Raw genomic sequence first — 17868 nt, forward strand, 5'->3', positions numbered from 1 at the left:
ACTGGTGCGCGATCGGTAACCATCAAGGATCCCTAGTCCCTCACGCTGGCTAACGCAATTCGGTATGAAACTCAGCCACTACCTGCTTCTCTATTGCCTGGGGTTTATCTTAGCCTGGCAGTCGGCCCCCGCCCAGATACACGCCGCCCAGGAGCAGCTGCCCCTTCACCTGTTTACCTACGATAAGACCCTGCCGCTGGCTTATCACGACTCGCTGATGGACACCCAGCAGGGCGTTCGCATCTACCAGATCGCCTATGCCAGTCCGCTGAAAGGCCAGGTAACCGGGCTATTGTTTGTTCCGCCGGGGCCGGGTCCTTTCCCCGGCATCCTGCTCCAACACGGAGCGCCCGGAAGTGCCCTGGCGCAAACGCCACGAGGCCTGTACCTGGCTCGTCACGGCGCAGTCGTGCTAGCCACCAATGCGCCTTTTGCCCAGCGGGGAGGTGACCCGCTCCAATTCACCCTTGCCGACAGCGTTGACCAGGTGCGCTACATCATCAATCTTCAGCGGGCGGTGGACCTGCTGCTACGCCGACCGGATATAGATACCAGCCGACTGGGTTACGTGGGGCGCAGTTACAGCGGCTCAATGGGTGTGCTACTGGCGGGCATCGAGCGGCGAATAAAAACCTACGTGCTGGCTGTAGCCGACGGGGGATTCGTTAGTCATTTTAGTAGTACAACGGCCCTGACGGGTGATCAACTGTCCCTAGAAGGTCCGGCGCGAAAGCGGTGGCTGGCGGCGCAGCTGCCGATTGAGCCAATTCGGTTCATTCACCGCACTCCTGGGGCAGGCCTGCTGCTGCAGTCTGCCCGGCAGGACGAAGCCGTAGCGGCTGCTGATGCCGAAGCCCTGCACCGGGCGGCCCCAGCTGGTACACTTATCAAGTGGTACGATGCGGGCCACCGGCTGAACGCACAGGCGTATCTGGATCAGCTCGCCTGGTTTCATCAACAGTTAGGCACGCGGGCCGCTGGCCCCGGTGACGAGCAGGGACCCGCTTTCCCCGCGCCTCCATCAGCCCAAAAACGTCCTTAAAAAGCAGGTTGGGTCAACGCCGGCGCACACAATTGCTGCCCGCTGGCAGGCTATTCCTGGATCCGGGCCCCTAAACGGCCAGTCCGTGCTCACGCAGCCACCGGACTAGCCGTTTAGGGCGACCTCATGTATCTACTCAGTCTCTGCTCACATGCTTTGCTAGCCCATGCGTCACTGGTAACGCGGTTGCTGCGTGGAATCGGCGAGCGGGGCTGTGGGCTGCCAATGAACCTGGTTAGTAGTGAAGTTAAGCGGCCGGACGTACCGCTCCTTTCCAGGCGCGTTGGGGCAAAGGGCTTTTATCGGCTATCACGCCTCCAGGCACCTTTGACCTGGCGAGCCGCTCAAAACGGCAGGTTCACCGATTCACGCAGTTCAGTCGGCACAATCCCCAGTACAACCCGCAACAGATTGATCAGGCTGACCTGAACGCTGAATTTTGCCCTATCAAACGCTAACAAATCAAGCACACGATGTCTGTTTCTTCCTCAATTTCTCCGGCCCCAGTGGCTGCTGCCTCCCTGGCTATTTGCCCCTTGCTTACCCGTACGCTCCGCTACACCGCCGGTCTGCTGGCCCTTGGCCTGGTGGCCTGCTCCTCACCCGGAACGGCCACCGACCCTGCACCCAAGCCAGGGGGCAACTACGTTAAAGTAACCCTGAATGGCCAGACTAAAACCTACACCAACGTCAAGCTCGATGAGGAGGGCGTCGCCGGTGGTCTCCGGCTCTGGAGCCTGGAAGCCACCGCTAGTGAGGATGACTTTTTATCCGTGTCCATGTGGGGAAGTGGCACGGGGCCCTATCCTTACAAGCCAACCATTGATTCCTTCAAGCAGGTCAGTCAGATCGAATACAGAACCAAAAACGGGATGCTGGCCAGTTATGCCGCTCTGGTCTGCCCCGATCAGGCGGGCTTCTACGCCCCCCAGGGCTCTGTTACCGTCACTCAGTACAGCAACGGTAAAGCCGCCAAGGGCACCTTTAGCGGGGCGCTGATGAGCGACCAGGATGCCGACAACTGCAACAAGCAGGGTACGCCTTTCAGCGGTGAATTCTCGATCAGCCAATAGTAACCGGCTACACTATCCAGACGCCTCATGGGGGCAGCAGTCAACCGTTTCTATCTACTCCATCATGAATACTACGTCACTTACGCTACGACTGGTCGGCTGGTCATTCGTCTATACGCTGCTGATGGCCGCGTGTAGGCCAGCACCAGAAGCAGTTGGGCCATCGCCACAGCCTACCGATTCAGTTCAGATTAATGGCTACACCTATCCTACACGGCTCATTGGCCAACAGCGCTGGACTACCATCAATTACCGGGGACCAGGCGGTATGGCCTACGGCACGGGCACCCAGAAGCCCATCTATGGCCGCTATTACACCTACAGCGAAGCCAGGGCTATTGCCCTGCCACCGGGCTGGCGCTTGCCCACGGAGGCCGACTGGGTAACGCTGGTGCAGAGCCAGGGCGTTGTGCTGGAGCAGAACACGGCCAGAAAACAGGAAGCGGTCAAAAAGCTCTTATCGACCACCAACTGGCGCAGTTTACCGGGCACTAACGCCTCGGGCTTCGATGCTCATCCTGCGGGCTACGGCACCGACAGTTTGCCCCCACAAGATGGCGATTTGGTCGAGTTCTGGGCAACTGGTGGCGTGTCGATGAGTATTCAGGAAAGTAGTCACAACAATCACCTGCTACGCTTTTACGGCAACGACAATGAGCCATCGGTCCGCTACACGGTCCGCTTTGTCAGTGGCCAGTAAGATCGCTGCTCCACTTTATCTCTCCCTCAATGTCTATTTCATTCATGTTTCTCTCCATCCTGCGTAAAACGGGCTATGCCCTGAGCCTGCTGGGCCTGGCTCTCGCCTGTAAATCTGGAGGCGATACGGTTACGCCCCCTGAACCAACTAAGCCCGGCGTCCCCACTGCCGTGGGTAACCCGCTGGGTGCGGCAGTGAGTAAAACCATTGGCCCGGCGGGCGGCACCCTCAGCAGCGCCGACGGCAGCATGACGCTGCGTTTCCCTGCCGGTGCCCTCACCCAAGAAACGCTCATCACCGTCCAGCCCGTTGAGAACACGGCCTTTGGCGGGGCAGGCGTGGGCTACGAGTTTGGCCCCCATGGTACCCAGTTCAAAAAGCCCGTTACCCTCAGCTGGACCTACAAAGAGGAAGACCTGCGCGGCTCCTCACCCGCCGCCCTGGGCATTGCCTACCAGGACGAGCAGGGCATCTGGCAGGGGCGAGACAATCTGGCCGCTATACCCGCTCAGCACCGGGTCGTTGCGCCTCTGTATCACTTCAGCCGGTATTCGTTCTACGAAAACTTTTGGCTAAACCCGGTTGACAGAACGCTGGCTCCTAATGAAACTGTTGAGTTTAAAGTATTTTATCAGGAAAACAGCAGGAAGTTTCCTGGTTCGATAGACGATTCTGAAAACGAGACGAATTTAAAACCTGCTGATACGCTCACAGTTCCCAGTGGACCAACTCTTGACGATATGGTGCACTCTTTAGTCCCCACGGTACAGCTTCTTACAGCAAATCAGGTGAAAAATTGGCGGGTGAATGGTCAGGACGTTATTGGCAGGGTAGACTCACCTACCGGGTTTCTGAGCTACCACGAAGGCAAGTCCGTCATCTATAAAGCGCCAGCCAAGGCCCCCGAGGCCAATCCCGTGGCCGTTAGCGTGGAGGTTATCACGCCGGGAAAAGGAAAACTAATGCTAGTCCGTAATATGACCATTGAATCGCCCAACGAGTTGTATATCGGCGGTGCCAAGTACGATCCGGCATTTGCCGAGGCTGATATTGTCGATGGGTATCTGGCTGTCTTTGTGACGGGAAAACCCCGCGATAACACCAGACAACCCGGTGTTTTTATCCAGCTGACCGGTATTCACGGGCCAGGGAGCTTCAACCTGGGCAAGGAAAACAAGAATAAGCTCACTGTAAGTGGCTTCGATCAGGGGGGGACCGCTTATGAATGGCACTACCTCCCCGAGCAGAGAGAAGAGGTATTTGGTCCCGGCAACGTTACCATCACCGAATACAACGTGAAGGATCGGATCGTAGCGGGTTCATTTTCGGGGACCCTGCACTACTACAACCGGGAAACCAAAGCCTACAAGTCCCTATCTGTAAAGGGGCAGTTCCGCACCGGTGGTGGGTGAGCCAACCCGCTAAGCTGCCGACTACCCAGGCCCGAAAAGCCGCTGCCGGGGATGCCCCCGCTTCTTAGGCCGCCTAGACTGAGTGCTACTTTACCAACCAAGCAAACCACCTATCAAATGCTTCGCTTTCTCTCCATTACAACAATCATTCTAGTCGCGGCGGGCATCGCCCTGGTTGCCTTCATGGCCTTTGTCAATCCGCAAGCCGTGATGGACCTGGTGCAGGTGAAACTGCCCAACCCGGACGCTTACAGTTCAATCCGGGGGGTGTACGGGGGCGCCGGTTTAACGCTGGTGGTTGCGCTGCTTTACCTGGCCAGCACAGATCTACAGAAAGGCCTACTGCTGGTGGCGATCCTGTGCGGCTTTTACGCGCTCTCTCGGCTAATAACGGGTCAGATCGAGGGGCCGCTGGGTCCGTTCGGTAGCCGGTGGCTGCTTATTGAAGCCAGTATGTGCAGCCTGGCCTTGCTGCTCCGGTGGCTCAGAGCCCGCTCGTTCGCCGTACGGACGGCCAATCAATTGAAGAGCGATACCCGGCCCAATCCGGCCGGGTAGGTTGAAAGGCCAAGATCTGCCTGGAGCAGGTAAGCCCTGAACCATGACAATTCATGCACAGTTTGTCACGGTTGAAGGCTCAACTAGAGCAAATCATCCCGGATGGAGATACGGTAAGCCGTCCGCCCCGGTAGCTTTGTCGGCAGGTGCGCTTCATCACCTGACTGCCATGGCCTACCTGCTCCCCGTCAAGCTGCCCCGCCCGCTGTTTACCCGGCCCGAAGCCTGGTATCATCTGCTGTGGCTGCCAGTCGTTTACCCGGTAGCAGGCTGGCTATTGATTGGCGAGCGCTACTTCAGTCAACTAAACGTTTTTGTGGTCGGTACATTGACAATGCTGATCATTCACGCCGTGGATCTGCTGGTGCTGACCGTTGTTGTCAAAAGCATCATCGCCCACTACGCTGGCCTGCAGCAGGTGCAGCAGCGTAACGGGCTGGCCCTGGGCGTGGGGACACTAATGTCAGCCATCCTGTCGGGCAGCTCGGTGTGGATCTGTGGCCAGGTCCCGCTGCTGGGTACCTCGTTTTCCGCCGGGGTGGTGCTGTCTGTCGCCGGGGTAGGTACCATTAGCGCCCTGTTGATGGGTTATGTGCTCATTGTGACCGATACGTATAAGCGCTGGCAGGAGGACCAGGCCGAAAAACAGCAACTTCGCCAGCTGGCCATGCAGCAGCAAATCGACGCGCTGAAGGGGCAGATCAACCCGCACTTTTTATTTAACTCCCTTAACTCTGTCTCCTCCTTGATTGCCGACGAGCCCCAGCAGGCCGAGGCCTTCGTAGACCAGATGGCCAAGGTCTACCGCTACCTGCTGCAGGCCAACCGGCAAACAGACGATACCGGCGAGTTGACCACGCTGGCCACCGAGATGAGCTTTATCCGGTCTTACCTCCATTTGCTGAAGACCCGCTACGGCCCGGGTATCCGGCTCGAAGTCGCCCTGGATGAGCCCGACCTAAACTGGCTACTGCCTCCCCTGACGCTGCTGCAGCTGGTTGAGAATGCCGTCAAGCATAACGTGATCTACGCCCACAAGCCCCTGACCATCGAGATCAAGTCTGAGCCAGCGGGCCGACTTTTGGTGCGAAATAACCTGCAGCGCAAAACCACCCGGGTACTCAGTAACCAGGTGGGAATCAGCAACATTACCGCCAAGTACCGGCTGCTGGCCCAGCCCCAGGTGGGACTATCGCCTGAAGGGTTATCCATTGCTCAAACTGATTCCCATTTTAGCGTAAGTCTCCCCCTTTTAAACCCTGCTGTCTGATGAACGTACTGATTGTCGAAGACGAAGAATTAGCCGTCCGTAAACTCCGTAAATTGATTGATGCCGTGGAGCCCACCCTACTGGTGCAGGGCGTTACGGGCAGTATCGAAGAATCAGTGGACTGGCTGCGCCAGCACGCGGCTCCTGACCTGATTTTTATGGATATCGAGCTGGCTGACGGGCAAAGCTTCGAGATTTTTGAGCAGGTAGACATTCGAAGCCGGGTGATTTTCACGACCTCCTACGATGAATACGCCCTGCAGGCTTTCCGGGTTAACAGCATCGATTACCTGCTCAAGCCGATCCAGAAGGAAGACTTGCAGCGAAGTCTAAGAAAGCTCCGCGATCTGACGGCCCAGGAGCCAATCCCCATCCAGCCCCTGACGCTGAGCATCGAAAAGCTGCTGCGGGAGCTGCAGGATCCGGGCGCCCCGGCCAACGAGTACCGCAAGCGGTTTTTGGTCAAACAGGGGCAAAAACTCCTATCGGTGGAGACCGGCGAGATTCTGTATTTCTATACCGACGAGCGGTTCAGTTTTTTCAAAACGCGAAGCGGCCAGAGGTTTCTGGTTGATTATACGCTCGATGAGCTGGCCGATTCGCTGGATCCGGCCAGTTTCTTCAGGGTGAACCGGGGCCTGATCATTACCCACCAGGCCGTTGAGCAGATCCAGCCCTATTTCGGTAACCGTCTGGCCTTGACGCTCAAACCGGTATTCGATAAAGAAGCCCTTGTGAGCCGCGAGAAGGTGGGCGACTTTAAGGTCTGGATGGGAAAATAAAGGGACTCGGCCGGTTCACGGGCTGCTCGCCAATATATTGTCTGGTACGTCGAAGGGCTGCCAATATAGTATCAAGCTGCCTTAGTCATAGCCGAGTAAAGTAGAAGACCTTACTCCTTGTCGCCTCATCACATGACCCAACGCAGTTCTGATTTCTGGCTTCGACTGATTGGCATTGGTCTCCAGAGTACGTTGTCTGTGCTGACCAGCGAGCTGTTCTGGAAACCCTTGTCTTGGCAACATCTTGCTTTGGCCGGGTTTATCCTGGCCCGGACAACTGCCCTGTGGCAAATAAATCAGGCCATCATTGCCTGGTCCCGCTACAGATCCAGCTGGCGCAGCCGGTCTGGTAGCCGACTTGCAGTAGCCTTTCTTGCCTGTTACGGCGCCACAGCGCTGTGTTTGTGGGGATTTGACCTAATCTGGTACCTAAGCCGGGCAAATCTGCAGCTTGATTCTATTCTCGACAGCCGACGCATCTACCTGCACTTTGGCAGTCTTATCCTGGACATGAATACCTTCACCGTGGAGCTGTTTCATGCCTTTGTGTACACCATTGGCTACCTGGCTATCTACGAGCTGTTCTTCTACCGGCAGGATTCCTGGCGCTATCAAACTGAACTGGCCCGCTTAGAGGCGGAGCGCGAGAAACTGCGCGTTACAAACTTGGAAAGCCAGCTGGAGGTGCTCAAACAGCAGGTGAATCCCCACTTCTTATTTAACGCCCTCAACTCGCTGTCGGCCCTGATCAGCGAGGATCCCCAGCAGGCCGAAGTGTTCGTCGACAAGCTAAGCGGCGTGTACCGGTATATTCTGAGGGCCAACAGTGAGCCGCTGACGATGCTGGGCACCGAACTGGACTTTATCGACGCTTACTTTCACCTGTTACAGACCCGCTACGGCTGTGGCCTGCGTCTGCGGGTGCTGGTCGATGAAGCAAAGCGAAGTCATAAGCTGCCTCCCCTGACGCTGCAGCTGCTGGTTGAGAACGCCGTCAAGCATAACGTGATCGCGGCCAAACGGCCGCTTGATATCCTGATTTACACTGATGAGTCGGGGCTGCTTGTTGTGCAAAACAACCGGCAGCATAAGCTCACCCGCGCCCTATCCAACGGCGTAGGGCTAACCAACATTGTGGCTAAGTACCAGATCCTGAATCTGCCCCAGCTGGTCATTGAAGAGACCCAGCACCAGTTTATAGTCCGGCTTCCGCTGCTGGCCAGCGATACGTCAGCGGCCACCGATCAGATTAACGTAGGTTAGGCAACCGTAGCGTTTGGGGGCCACGCGCTGGCCTACGGTGCTTTCCCAGGAGACTATGTCTCTACCCGTACCGTAGGCCAGCGCGTGGCCCCCAAACGTTACAGGCCAGGCAACTACAAGGCCCGGCATTCAGGTTCCTTAGCGCCTGGCGACAAAAGCGACAGCAATCGTTTCTTTGGTGGTGGGGTCGGTCTCCGATACGTTGAAGATGAGCGCCGTACCGTCCACATCGGCAATGCGCTGGTTGTTGGAAAACAGGCCGTATTCCGCGCCGATTTGTTTAACCTCCAGGTTCTCCAGCTGCAATTTGTAGTCGTTGGCCCCCGTGGCCTTTATGACCAGCTCCAAAGCTAGCTTGGCCCCAGCTACTTTAACCAGCGTAACTGCGCCCGAAACGCTTTGTCCATTGCCGCTTACGGGCAGGGTTGGCAGATCAAGCTCAGTGCCACCACCAGTGAAGCGAAACGAGTTAAGCTGGTAGCTACCGGCGAATTTGTCGGCCAGCGCAGGGGTGGGCTTAATATCAGTCTCTTTTTTGCAGGCGGTCAGGGTGAGCACAAAGACCAGGAAGAGTACCATCTTTTTCATTGTATCGGCCGCGTAAAACGCGCTTGAGGTTGATTACGGAGCAAACCTACCAGCCCGATTTCTTCTCCTAAAGCCTCCTTTGTGCGAGCTGAATTTTCTGCCGCCTGAACTGGCAAAAAAGGATAGCTAATTGACCTATCGTAGGGAGGGCCTGATCAGCTTGGCTTATGATGGGCTCTGATTTTGGCCACGGGAAACTACTGCGCTTCCAGCGCTGGCCTGGTTGGGCGGCAATAGGGTTGTACTTGCCAGCTCTTGGCCGTAGCTTAGCTCAGTTTAACGTTGTTCCTGCGTTAGCCACAAGCTCATGACCGAGAAAAAGCAAGCCCTGTCCCCCGTAGCCAAACGCCGCACCAAACTGGTCTATGAGGCCTTTCAGGAGGAGCCCGATGACCGGGATATCCTGTTTCAAAGCGGGGTACTGTGTCACACGTTTTTTCCCCGAAGGGAGCCCGAGCTGGCCCTAAATGAGGTGTGGCGCACCGACAGCGGCAAGATGCATCTCTACGTGATGCCCATGCCCATCATCGATCCGACCACCAATGAGCTGCGCTACCTGGGATTGCCCTACGGGGCCAAGGCTCGCATCATCCTGGCCAATCTTAATACGATTGCCCTGAAGACCCAGAACCCCGTCATCGAGATGCCAGCCGACAACCTGACCAATTTCACCACCTTCATGGGCTTTAGCGAAGGAGGAAGTCAGGTGGCCACCATCCGCGATCAGATCAGTCGCATGTCCTCCTGCGTCATCCGCATGGCCTACGACACGGGGATCAAACAAAAGAATGTCAATTTGCCCCTGGTCAGCGGGTTTGATTTGTTTCCGGAGGGACCCGCCGGGCAGCGCGCCCTGTGGCCCTCGCAGATTATTCTGTCCGATCACTACTTTCATAACCTGATTGATCACGCCGTGCCACTGGCTAAGAGCCATATGCTGGCCCTGTCGGGCAATGTGACCGCCCTGGACGTCTATTCATTCCTGGCTCACCGGCTGCACCGTATCCCACGCGGCAAGCCGCAGTTCCTGGCCTGGTCAACGCTCTACGAGCAGTTTGGCAAGGATTACGCCCGCATTGCCGATTTCCGCCTGAACTTCGGCCGGACACTCAAGCTGGTCAAGTCGCTTTATACCGACGCCCACTTTGAGGAAAAAGGCGGCAAGGGACTGCTGTTGCATTTTAGCCAACCACCAGTAACTAAAAAGCTGATGATCAGCGGATTAGATAGTAAATAACGAGAAGTTGACAGTTTTCCTGGGACGCTATGTGGATAAAGCCCTGTCCAGCAGGGTATTGACCCCCTTATCCACTGTCAACTTCTCGTAAAAACCAGAGTTATCCACTGTCAACTTCTCGTAAAATGACTGTCAACTTCTCAAACAAACCTATATAGTATCCTATATTTCTAAAAAAAGAAAAATCCTTTATTAAAAATCGAAAAATGTGAAAATGCTAATGAAAAAGGGGCGGCAGGGGGCGCGACAACTAAAAACTTAGTTATATAAATATAACTTTGCTAATTTAGGATATAATTTTACTAATAGTAATAGTGATTAGTATTTTGCGCTCCACTCGCTTAGTTTTAGCACCCATATCTGGTCAGATTAGCATTACGTATTAGCGAACAAGAGCCTAATCAATTAATGCTAACTGCCAGATTGTCAGGTATAAAACGTGGCTTAATGTCCGCGACTACCACTAATCTGACCACCTTCTATCTGACAACTTTTAAACGGATGAAGATGCGATCAACCTAGTGAGAGGAAATTATTCTCTTCAATAAAGGTAAATGTTCCTAAATTTACGTTATCTAAGAAACTACAGCTATGACAAAACAGGGAACTTTGGCCCAGCACGATCTGCTCCGGGAAGTGCCCAGTCACATCAACGACGGAGAGATTCTGCAATTTCTCTTTACCAAGGACGTCAATTGGCAGCACGTCAACGCCATTAAAGACCTGACCGAGTTTAACGATCAGGTGATCTCGGACTGGCTAAACGTAAGCGTCAAGACGTTTCGGGAATACAAAAAGCCCCAAAACGCTTTTAAGGAAAACGTCAAGGAACAGGTGCTGCTGCTTTTGTCAATGATCAAGCACGGCCTAATGGTCTTTGGTTCGGTCAAGGCCTTTGACGGGTGGCTGAACCAGAAAAACTTTTACTTTGACAACCGGAGTCCGGGCTCCTACCTGACCACGGTGACGGGCATCAAGTTTGTCGATGACCGGTTGAGTGCCCTGGAATTTGGGGATAATGCGTAATGGAAGTATTTCGCATCAGCAAACACACCCATGCCACGGGCCTCAGTGCTTCGGGTAGCGCCAACCGCTGGAATCTGAAAGGGCAGTACGTGCTCTACGCGGGTTCTTCCCGCTCCCTGGCCTCTTTGGAACTGGTGGTGCACCGGGGCGTTATCGAGCCCCTGACCAGCTACAAGGTGATGGTTATTTCTCTGTCCGACGAGGATTATTTGGTCCGGCAGGTAAGTACTAAGGAGTTGCCCCCTGACTGGCGGCGGGTGGCGGGCTACCCGGCTCTGCAACGGCTGGGTTCGGCCTGGTACGTAGCTCAGGAGACGCTGGTGCTCAAGGTGCCCTCGGCGGTTATTCCCTACGAATACAATTATTTGATTAACACCGAGCACCCTGATTTTGCCCGGCACGTTCAGCTGGTGCGCACCGAGGATTATTTCTGGGATGATCGGCTGCTGTAAGCGGCCACCCCGCTCGCTAAAGCCCGCCAGAATCCTTACTTCAAGCTTTTCTATATACGTATATAAGTGCTTACGTATATACGTATATAGAAAAGCCTGAACCCTGTCTACCTCATGGCAAGCCCACCAGGCCATTGCCTAGTGAGCATTATCCCTGTGATCAGTGAGTTCCCAGGCACATCGCTACGTCTTCTGGTTTCGTATATACGTAGTTACGTATATACGAAACCAGAAGACGTTACTTGCGATTCAGCTGGTCCATATACTGCTTTATGGCGGCAATGCAGATGTGCTTGATGGTCGTCTTGTGGGTGAAGGCGTGCAGCTTCACGGCATCGATCAGATCCGTATCGGCCCAGAAGTTGACGTGGGTCTCACCTTGATGTAGGCCTTGGCCCTTGGTTTTTTCGATAATCTCCTCGACGGGGCGCACCTCCTGAACGGGCGTGGTAATGGGAGCCGCTTTCAGGAGATCGGCCAGGCGGCCTTTGCTGGCTTCGTAGTCGGTTTTCTTGGCCATGGTGTTAGGTTGTTTGCAGGGCTTCAATGATTTCACTGGCCAGGCTGGTTACTTCGGTTTTGGCCCGCTGGTCGGCCGACCCAAACACGCTGCCGGTGACAGGGGAACGTACGTAGCTAACCCGCTGGCTGATCATGGTCGAATGTACCGGTACGCCGTACTCCGAGAGCATGGTTTTCACCTCATCGTTAAGCGTACTCTGGGGCAGCACCATGCTCAGCACAATGCCTGCTTTAAGGGCTGATCGCTTGGCCATCGCCTGCTGCAACAGAGCAATGGTCGCCTTGATAGCCATCGCGTCCAGAAAGCCTGCTTTAGTGGGAATCAGTACGTAGTCAGAAATGGCAAACAGCTCAGGAAGTCGACTACTCAGGTAGGGCGGCGTATCGATGATGACGGCGTCCAGGTCAGCCACCTCCCGTTTCAGCACGCTATCCAGATCCACCACCTGGATACCGGCCAGCATGGAGGAAAGGCTACTGATGGAGCCTTGGGGATCGGTATCGGCCACAGCGACCCGTAAGGAGTCGGCCAAGCAATAAGCCAGGTTGAGCGAAAGCGTTGTCTTGCCCACGCCCCCTTTCTGGTGGGCAATGGTAATAATGAACATAGGCACAAAGCAGTTAACGGGTGATAAGCATGTAAAGGTGTATAGAAAGAATCACATAAGCACGTATATACGTATATAATGTATAAAATTATACCTCACTAGTCAAAGTAGAAATTTTAAAACACTGATATACAATGCTATAGATGGTGCGTTAGCTGTTAAGGTATATACGTATACATCTATATACGTATATACCTTAACAGCTAACGCACCATCTATAGCATACTAACCGAGCACTGGTTGCCCGGCTCGGTTTTAAACCCAGCGTCAATTTTTAAGCAAAAGAACCTGGCGGGATTAATCAGCTTAGCTGCTTTGGCGGCTAGCTGATTGGGGCCTGGTGATAGCGCAATTCAGGCCGCTAATCTGCCAGTTGGCGAGCCGTTTTTACGACTTCAGCAGGTAGGGCTACCTGGGCGGCCAGAGGAATAGCTACTTTCGCCCGTGTTCACCAAACCGTATACCTCGTATGCTTACTGCCTGTCAGGTGCCCGTTATTTCGTTACTTTCCAGTCAGTCACTGGCAAGCCCATCTGCGGCCACGTGCCTTGAGCTTCCCCTTGGCAACCAACTCATCAGGCTTGCCCTGGCTGACATTGTCCGCCTGGAAGGCGCGGGCAACTACACCTACATCTACACCCGGGATCAGCGTCGCTACCTGTCGTCAAAGACGCTGAAGCGTCTTGAACTCCTGCTAACAGACCCAGTTTTCTGCCGGGTCCATAAGTCGAGCATTATCAATTTAGCTTACTTGACGGAGGTTAACTTTGGCCCTGCCCCCCACCTTTGCCTGGCGGGAAGCCAGCCAATTGCCGTCTCACGCAGGCGGCTGGCCTCAACGCGTCGGCGCGTAAAGAAGTACCATCATCAGGCCAACGGGCGCCTGGTAGTTGCCTGACAACGCCCCCCAACCGGGCAATTAACCAGTTGATCGGGCGGGGTTGCATCCTGCTGTGTGCCGTCCTTAGGCCGGGTAGCCAGCGCCCGGTCATGCCGCCAGGGCCAGTCTGTGCGATCAGTCTCGAATGGCCCGGCAATCAGTTTTGCCCTGCACCATAACCTTAGCCGTTAAAGGCCAGCAGCAGGTAGGGATCCCCGGCGTCCACTACCGTATCGATTGGAAGCCACCCCTGCGCGTAATAGAACTGCAGCGCGTTTTGGTTGGCCGTCTTGCACTTAAGCGTAGCTGGTCGTCCTATGTGAGCCAGGCAGGCCTGCAGCAGTGATTTGCCGACCCCTTTTCTTATAAAAGCAGGATCAACAAACAGCGAATGGATGAAGTTATCGGGTGGCCACCAGGAAATAAACCCAACCGGACGCTGCTGATCAACAGCGACTAGTATTGATTCGTCCTGGGTAACCAGATCGAAATCAAGCAAAGTATACCCGGACGGATCTTCCCATGGAAAAGCAGTTTGACGGCTCAGGTAGTAAAGCGCTCGCAGGTCCGGCAGATGGAAAGGATCGTAGCGTACAACCTTCATGTAAGGTCAGGTTTGGGATGGGTCTACCGGTGAGCTTGGCCTGAGATCGGCTCCACCGGCTGGTCAGTTAACGCTAAACGGCGACCAGTTCGTCGTTTAGCGTTAACTGATCCGTGTTTCAATAAAGTTCTGATATGGCTGTCGTTTCTCCCTCTACTGCATTTCCGCTGGCCAATTAGCAGCGGCTATGCTTTCTTAAAAAATCTGATCGACCATTTATCACCAAAGTGTAGGCGTAACGACGAACGGCTACGCTACTTATGCCAGGCCATCCATACCTAAAAAGGGTTGAGACGTGTTACGAACAGGGCTATTCAAGAAAAATTGGTGAAGTTCGCGGATGAACTCTATTGTCATTCCGGTATGGAAAAACCACAATTGGCAAGCCATTCGACTCAGTTCAGCGGTCTATCAATTGAGAAGTCAACAGGTTGGGATAAGCTTTGCCCTATCAAGCTCAAACACCAATCCAATGTTAGCCCGGTATCTACTTCTGTTTTTTCTCGTTACCAAGGCGTCAATCAGTCATGGTCAGCTTCTGACACCAGCCCAGTTACAGGCCGATTTTACCCGCTTCCAAACGGCCCTCAACGAAGCTCATCCGGCTATGTACCGCTACACCTCGAAGAACCAGTTCGACTCGCTTGCTGCCGCCGTAGCTACCCGGCTGAACCAACCCATGACTCAGCATCAGTTCTACCTGGCCATGATGCCCCTGGTGGTAGCCCTGCGTGACGGACATATCAAATGGCTGCTGCCGGGTCAGGATGAACATTACCCCTTCTTTACCGACAACCTGTTTCCGTTGAAGCTGTATTTTCTAGGCGAGAGAGCCTGGATTTTGGGTCACTACGGAGCCGACGCAGTACCAACCGGGGCTGAAGTGCTAACCATCAATGATCAGCCTATAGCGACTATTATTGGTAAGCTCTTGCCCAACATGGCTTTTGCGGATGGCTACACGGTAAGCAGCAAATACGAAGACCTCAATCACTTCTTTTCCGGTTATTACGCTACGTTCATTGGCGCGCCTGCCAGGCATCAGCTTACTTGTAGGATTGGCGATTCAACCCAGACCATTCAGCTACCTGCTCAGCCGCTGGCGGCCATTAAGGCCTACAACGACGCCCACACACCGAGTGCGCGGCTACCTTACTACGTCACCTTTGAGGACAGCAGCCGCGCGGCTACCCTGACTATCAAGCGGTTCTGGACAGAAAAGAATGAACAAAAATTTAAACCGTTCTTAGCCGAAGCATTTCGGCAGATTGACCAAAAACGCGTCCAGCACCTGATTCTAGACCTCCGTGATAATGAGGGTGGGGAAGAAAACTACGGGGTCTGGCTCTACAAGTATCTGGCCCAAAAACCATTTCGTTACTACGACCACATCAGCGTTCGGCAAAAAAAGGCGTATTCATTTCCGGCCTGGACGCCTAAACTCTACCAGATGTTCCGCTGGCTTGTGGTTCGAAAACGGGGCAATTCGTACGTTTTTGTCAAGCAGCTGGGCCTGAAAAGGCACAAACCCCAGCCCAGTGCCTATGCCGGAAAGTTATACGTGCTTATCAACGGTGGTAGTTTTTCGGTTACCACCGAACTGGCCGCCCGGATTCACGCCGATGGACGGGGTACATTTATCGGGCAGGAAACAGGCGGGGCGCTGGAGGGAAATAATAGCGGCATTTTTGCCATTACCCAGCTGCCAAATGCCAAGATCGATTTAGGGATTCCCCTGTTTGGCTTCTACATGGCCGATCTGCCCCGTAAGGTGGAAAAGGGACAGGGCATTCGACCTGATTATCCAGTAACGCCAACAGGTAACGATGTGCTTACCGGCAACGACAGGGCCATGCAATGCGCCAAGCAATTGATTCAGCTCGCTGGCCAGGCTACGCCCCAACCAGCGTCTATGGATCATTAATTACAGCGCTTCCCGCATGCTTCAGCAGAGGTAGCCAACGACAATCGATCATAGTACGCCCGGATTAGGGATTCAGTAAGGTTTCTCCGGTAACAAGCGCAGCTGCTCTGGACAGTACCGACGTTGTACCGAGATCAACGCGAACTAAGCTACCGCCGCCCTGGGCAGACGGATCACCGAAGGAACTGGCTGGTTAACTGGTAAATTGACCGTTGGTCTTTAACCAGCCTTCCCTGAAGCGGTGCCGATAAGCCGGGATAAAGCTGGGGATCACTACCCTTATACCTGGCGCATATAAACCGAGTAGCCCACCTACCGTCAGGCAGGTGGGCTACTCGGTTTATATGCGCCAGGTATAAGGGTAGTGATCTGCTACAAGACTAACGGGTAAAATAAACCGGTTGAGCTGCCCCGTCTTCCGGTGGCCAGATCAATTGGACAGCAGTAACTCTTTGATTTTATCCGAGAGAAAATGACCGTAGGGCGGCTCGGTATTCGACAAAATGATGACCGTGTAACCGCTATGCTGGTACATGTTCAGTTCGGTGCACGCGCCGATGTACCCACCGCTGTGCCCGGTAACCACCTCACGGCCCAGCGCTTGATATTCCTGGCCCAAGCCCCAGTCCGGCGTGTGATGCGTTAAAAAAGTCTGGGTGGTGGCTTTGGCTAGCAGCTCGCTGTTGCGAAGCGCCTGGGAAAACCGGTAGAGGTCTGACAGGGTGGAAAAGCCGCCGCCTGCCCCGTTGTCGACCCGGGTGTCAGGCATGCCGACGGGCCCTAAAATGCGTTTAGCCACGTAGTCAGCGAAGGGCAGGCCGCCCAGCTTTTCCACCACCAAACCCAGCAGCAGATAGCCCGTATTGCTATAGCGGAAGGCCTGACCCGCCGGAAAGTGAGGCCGATCCTGGTCGATAGCGGCTCGAATCTGTTGGCTGGTGAGCACCTGATCCGGCTGGGGCGCGTAGGCTGGATCCTCAAAAAAATCACCCATCCCTGAAGAATGCGTCAGCAGTTGCCGAATGGTAATGGGATACAGGGCTTTGTTTGAGAGCCCGGGCAGTAGCCTCCCTATGCTGTCCTCAAGCGACAGCCGTCCTTCGTCAGCTAGCTGCAAAATGCTAATAGAGGTGAATAGCTTGCTCAGAGAGGCCAGCTGAAAGGATTGGGCCGCCGTGTTGGGCCTGCGGGCGGGGTTGTTGCCGAACGATTTGCGGTAAAGTACTTCATTGCCGTGGGCGATAAGAACATTGCCCGCAAAAAGCTGCTGGGCCACCAGTTTGGCGATGTATTGATCCGTAGCGGATAGCGCCTGGGCCAGGCTGCGCTTTTCACCGCTAAGAAACTCGCCCGAGAGCCGGACGGGGCGCATACGGTGTTCCTTGAAGGCCTGGGTGCTATCGGTAAACAGGATCAGTTTCCACCACGAGTCATAGGCGTCCGTCTTCAGGGCAAGCTCGGTCTGGGTGGGGGATACCACCGTTGTTTTCATCAGGCGCAGCGGACCGATCTGGGCAAATTCCCGCTGCATCCGGCGGCTATTGGCGGCAATCTGCGACAGATCAGGGGTTAGGGAGGCAAAGTAGGTTTGGTATTTGAGTGAATCACCCGAGTTGTAAACCTGGATCAACCGGACCGGATCAACAGCGGGTGTGCCTGGGGACGAGGTGGACTGGGCCGTGGCTGCCGAGCTGATTAGCAGGGCATAGAGTAGTGCGTTTATGCGGTTCATGAGAGGCTACTTAGACTGGGCTTATTTTAGGCCGAAGTAGGCGGCTATGTCCCGTAACGCCAATGCGTAGCGGTACCTACTGGCTAGAATAAGTGGTGAACAGGGGTTAACCCTGCTTGAATTGTATGGCCAGTAACTGCCTTGTTGTTCCTGCGGCTCACCCTGCCGCCTCACGCCATAAATAATTACTCTGCG

Annotated in this window: 19 protein-coding genes; 13 read left to right on the plus strand and 6 right to left on the minus strand. The window is 54.7% G+C overall.

Annotated elements, in window-relative coordinates; translation table 11 throughout:
* Positions 1–64 precede the first annotated feature (64 nt).
* Entirely contained in the window at positions 65–1042 is a 978-nt protein-coding gene (locus J2I46_RS31045; RefSeq protein WP_207333003.1) for an alpha/beta hydrolase family protein, read from the plus strand.
* 344 nt (positions 1043–1386) lie between these two features.
* Here the strand turns inward: J2I46_RS31045 and J2I46_RS33240 are convergent, their stop codons facing one another.
* Positions 1387–1512, minus strand: a complete 126-nt coding sequence (locus tag J2I46_RS33240; RefSeq protein ID WP_262898074.1) for a hypothetical protein — start codon at positions 1510–1512, stop codon at positions 1387–1389.
* 3 nt (positions 1513–1515) lie between these two features.
* Here J2I46_RS33240 and J2I46_RS31050 point away from each other — a divergent pair, with 3 nt between their 5' ends.
* The 7 genes from J2I46_RS31050 (at position 1516) to J2I46_RS31080 (ending at position 8100) form a co-directional block, all read left to right on the plus strand.
* Complete coding sequence (locus J2I46_RS31050; protein ID WP_207333004.1) at positions 1516–2115, plus strand: hypothetical protein; 600 nt, start codon at positions 1516–1518, stop codon at positions 2113–2115.
* 64 nt (positions 2116–2179) lie between these two features.
* A complete protein-coding gene (locus tag J2I46_RS31055; RefSeq protein ID WP_207333005.1) occupies positions 2180–2815 on the plus strand; it encodes an FISUMP domain-containing protein in 636 nt (211 codons plus the stop codon).
* A gap of 29 nt (positions 2816–2844) precedes the next feature.
* Positions 2845–4227 carry a hypothetical protein gene (locus tag J2I46_RS31060; protein ID WP_207333006.1) on the plus strand — a complete coding sequence of 461 codons (1383 nt, stop codon included), beginning with the start codon at positions 2845–2847 and terminating at the stop codon, positions 4225–4227.
* Positions 4228–4344: 117 nt separating this feature from the next.
* Positions 4345–4785, plus strand: coding sequence for a DUF4345 domain-containing protein (locus tag J2I46_RS31065; protein WP_207333007.1), 441 nt, complete (start codon positions 4345–4347; stop codon positions 4783–4785).
* A gap of 169 nt (positions 4786–4954) precedes the next feature.
* A complete protein-coding gene (locus tag J2I46_RS31070; RefSeq protein ID WP_207333008.1) occupies positions 4955–6055 on the plus strand; it encodes a sensor histidine kinase in 1101 nt (366 codons plus the stop codon).
* The gene (locus J2I46_RS31075; protein ID WP_207333009.1) at positions 6055–6837 is read left to right on the plus strand and encodes a LytR/AlgR family response regulator transcription factor; all 783 of its coding nucleotides are present in this window, start codon (positions 6055–6057) and stop codon (positions 6835–6837) included. Before J2I46_RS31070 ends, J2I46_RS31075 begins: the two co-directional genes overlap by 1 nt.
* A 132-nt stretch (positions 6838–6969) precedes the next feature.
* Positions 6970–8100 (plus strand): sensor histidine kinase, encoded by a 1131-nt coding sequence (locus tag J2I46_RS31080; protein ID WP_207333010.1) that lies wholly within the window; start codon positions 6970–6972, stop codon positions 8098–8100.
* A 138-nt stretch (positions 8101–8238) separates the two neighbouring features.
* Here the strand turns inward: J2I46_RS31080 and J2I46_RS31085 are convergent, their stop codons facing one another.
* The gene (locus J2I46_RS31085; RefSeq protein WP_207333011.1) at positions 8239–8688 is read right to left on the minus strand and encodes a membrane lipoprotein lipid attachment site-containing protein; all 450 of its coding nucleotides are present in this window, start codon (positions 8686–8688) and stop codon (positions 8239–8241) included.
* Positions 8689–8995: 307 nt separating this feature from the next.
* Between J2I46_RS31085 and J2I46_RS31090 the strand changes: the two genes are divergently transcribed.
* The 3 genes from J2I46_RS31090 (at position 8996) to J2I46_RS31100 (ending at position 11403) form a co-directional block, all read left to right on the plus strand.
* Positions 8996–9925, plus strand: a complete 930-nt coding sequence (locus J2I46_RS31090) for a replication protein RepA (RefSeq protein ID WP_207333012.1) — start codon at positions 8996–8998, stop codon at positions 9923–9925.
* A gap of 591 nt (positions 9926–10516) precedes the next feature.
* Positions 10517–10951, plus strand: coding sequence for an Xre family toxin-antitoxin system antitoxin (locus J2I46_RS31095; RefSeq protein ID WP_207333013.1), 435 nt, complete (start codon positions 10517–10519; stop codon positions 10949–10951).
* Positions 10951–11403: an RES family NAD+ phosphorylase gene (locus J2I46_RS31100; RefSeq protein ID WP_207333014.1), complete on the plus strand. Its 453-nt coding sequence runs from the start codon at positions 10951–10953 to the stop codon at positions 11401–11403. Before J2I46_RS31095 ends, J2I46_RS31100 begins: the two co-directional genes overlap by 1 nt.
* A gap of 238 nt (positions 11404–11641) precedes the next feature.
* Here J2I46_RS31100 and J2I46_RS31105 read toward each other — a convergent pair whose 3' ends face one another.
* Together J2I46_RS31105 and J2I46_RS31110 are read right to left on the minus strand one after the other, a co-directional pair.
* The gene (locus tag J2I46_RS31105) at positions 11642–11923 is read right to left on the minus strand and encodes a hypothetical protein (protein WP_207333015.1); all 282 of its coding nucleotides are present in this window, start codon (positions 11921–11923) and stop codon (positions 11642–11644) included.
* A gap of 4 nt (positions 11924–11927) precedes the next feature.
* Positions 11928–12533: a nucleotide-binding protein gene (locus J2I46_RS31110; RefSeq protein ID WP_207333016.1), complete on the minus strand. Its 606-nt coding sequence runs from the start codon at positions 12531–12533 to the stop codon at positions 11928–11930.
* A gap of 469 nt (positions 12534–13002) precedes the next feature.
* Here J2I46_RS31110 and J2I46_RS31115 point away from each other — a divergent pair, with 469 nt between their 5' ends.
* A complete protein-coding gene (locus tag J2I46_RS31115; protein WP_207333017.1) occupies positions 13003–13431 on the plus strand; it encodes a LytR/AlgR family response regulator transcription factor in 429 nt (142 codons plus the stop codon).
* A 163-nt stretch (positions 13432–13594) separates the two neighbouring features.
* Here J2I46_RS31115 and J2I46_RS31120 read toward each other — a convergent pair whose 3' ends face one another.
* A complete protein-coding gene (locus tag J2I46_RS31120; protein ID WP_207333018.1) occupies positions 13595–14017 on the minus strand; it encodes a GNAT family N-acetyltransferase in 423 nt (140 codons plus the stop codon).
* A gap of 472 nt (positions 14018–14489) precedes the next feature.
* On the opposite strand from J2I46_RS31120, the gene J2I46_RS31125 reads away from it, so the two are divergent.
* Positions 14490–15941 carry a S41 family peptidase gene (locus J2I46_RS31125; protein WP_207333019.1) on the plus strand — a complete coding sequence of 484 codons (1452 nt, stop codon included), beginning with the start codon at positions 14490–14492 and terminating at the stop codon, positions 15939–15941.
* Positions 15942–16371: 430 nt separating this feature from the next.
* Here J2I46_RS31125 and J2I46_RS31130 read toward each other — a convergent pair whose 3' ends face one another.
* Positions 16372–17673, minus strand: a complete 1302-nt coding sequence (locus J2I46_RS31130; protein ID WP_207333020.1) for a serine hydrolase domain-containing protein — start codon at positions 17671–17673, stop codon at positions 16372–16374.
* Between the last annotated feature and the right edge of the window lie 195 nt (positions 17674–17868).

It is taken from the genome of Fibrella forsythiae (assembly GCF_017353175.1).
In the GTDB taxonomy this organism is placed as follows: domain Bacteria; phylum Bacteroidota; class Bacteroidia; order Cytophagales; family Spirosomataceae; genus Fibrella; species Fibrella forsythiae.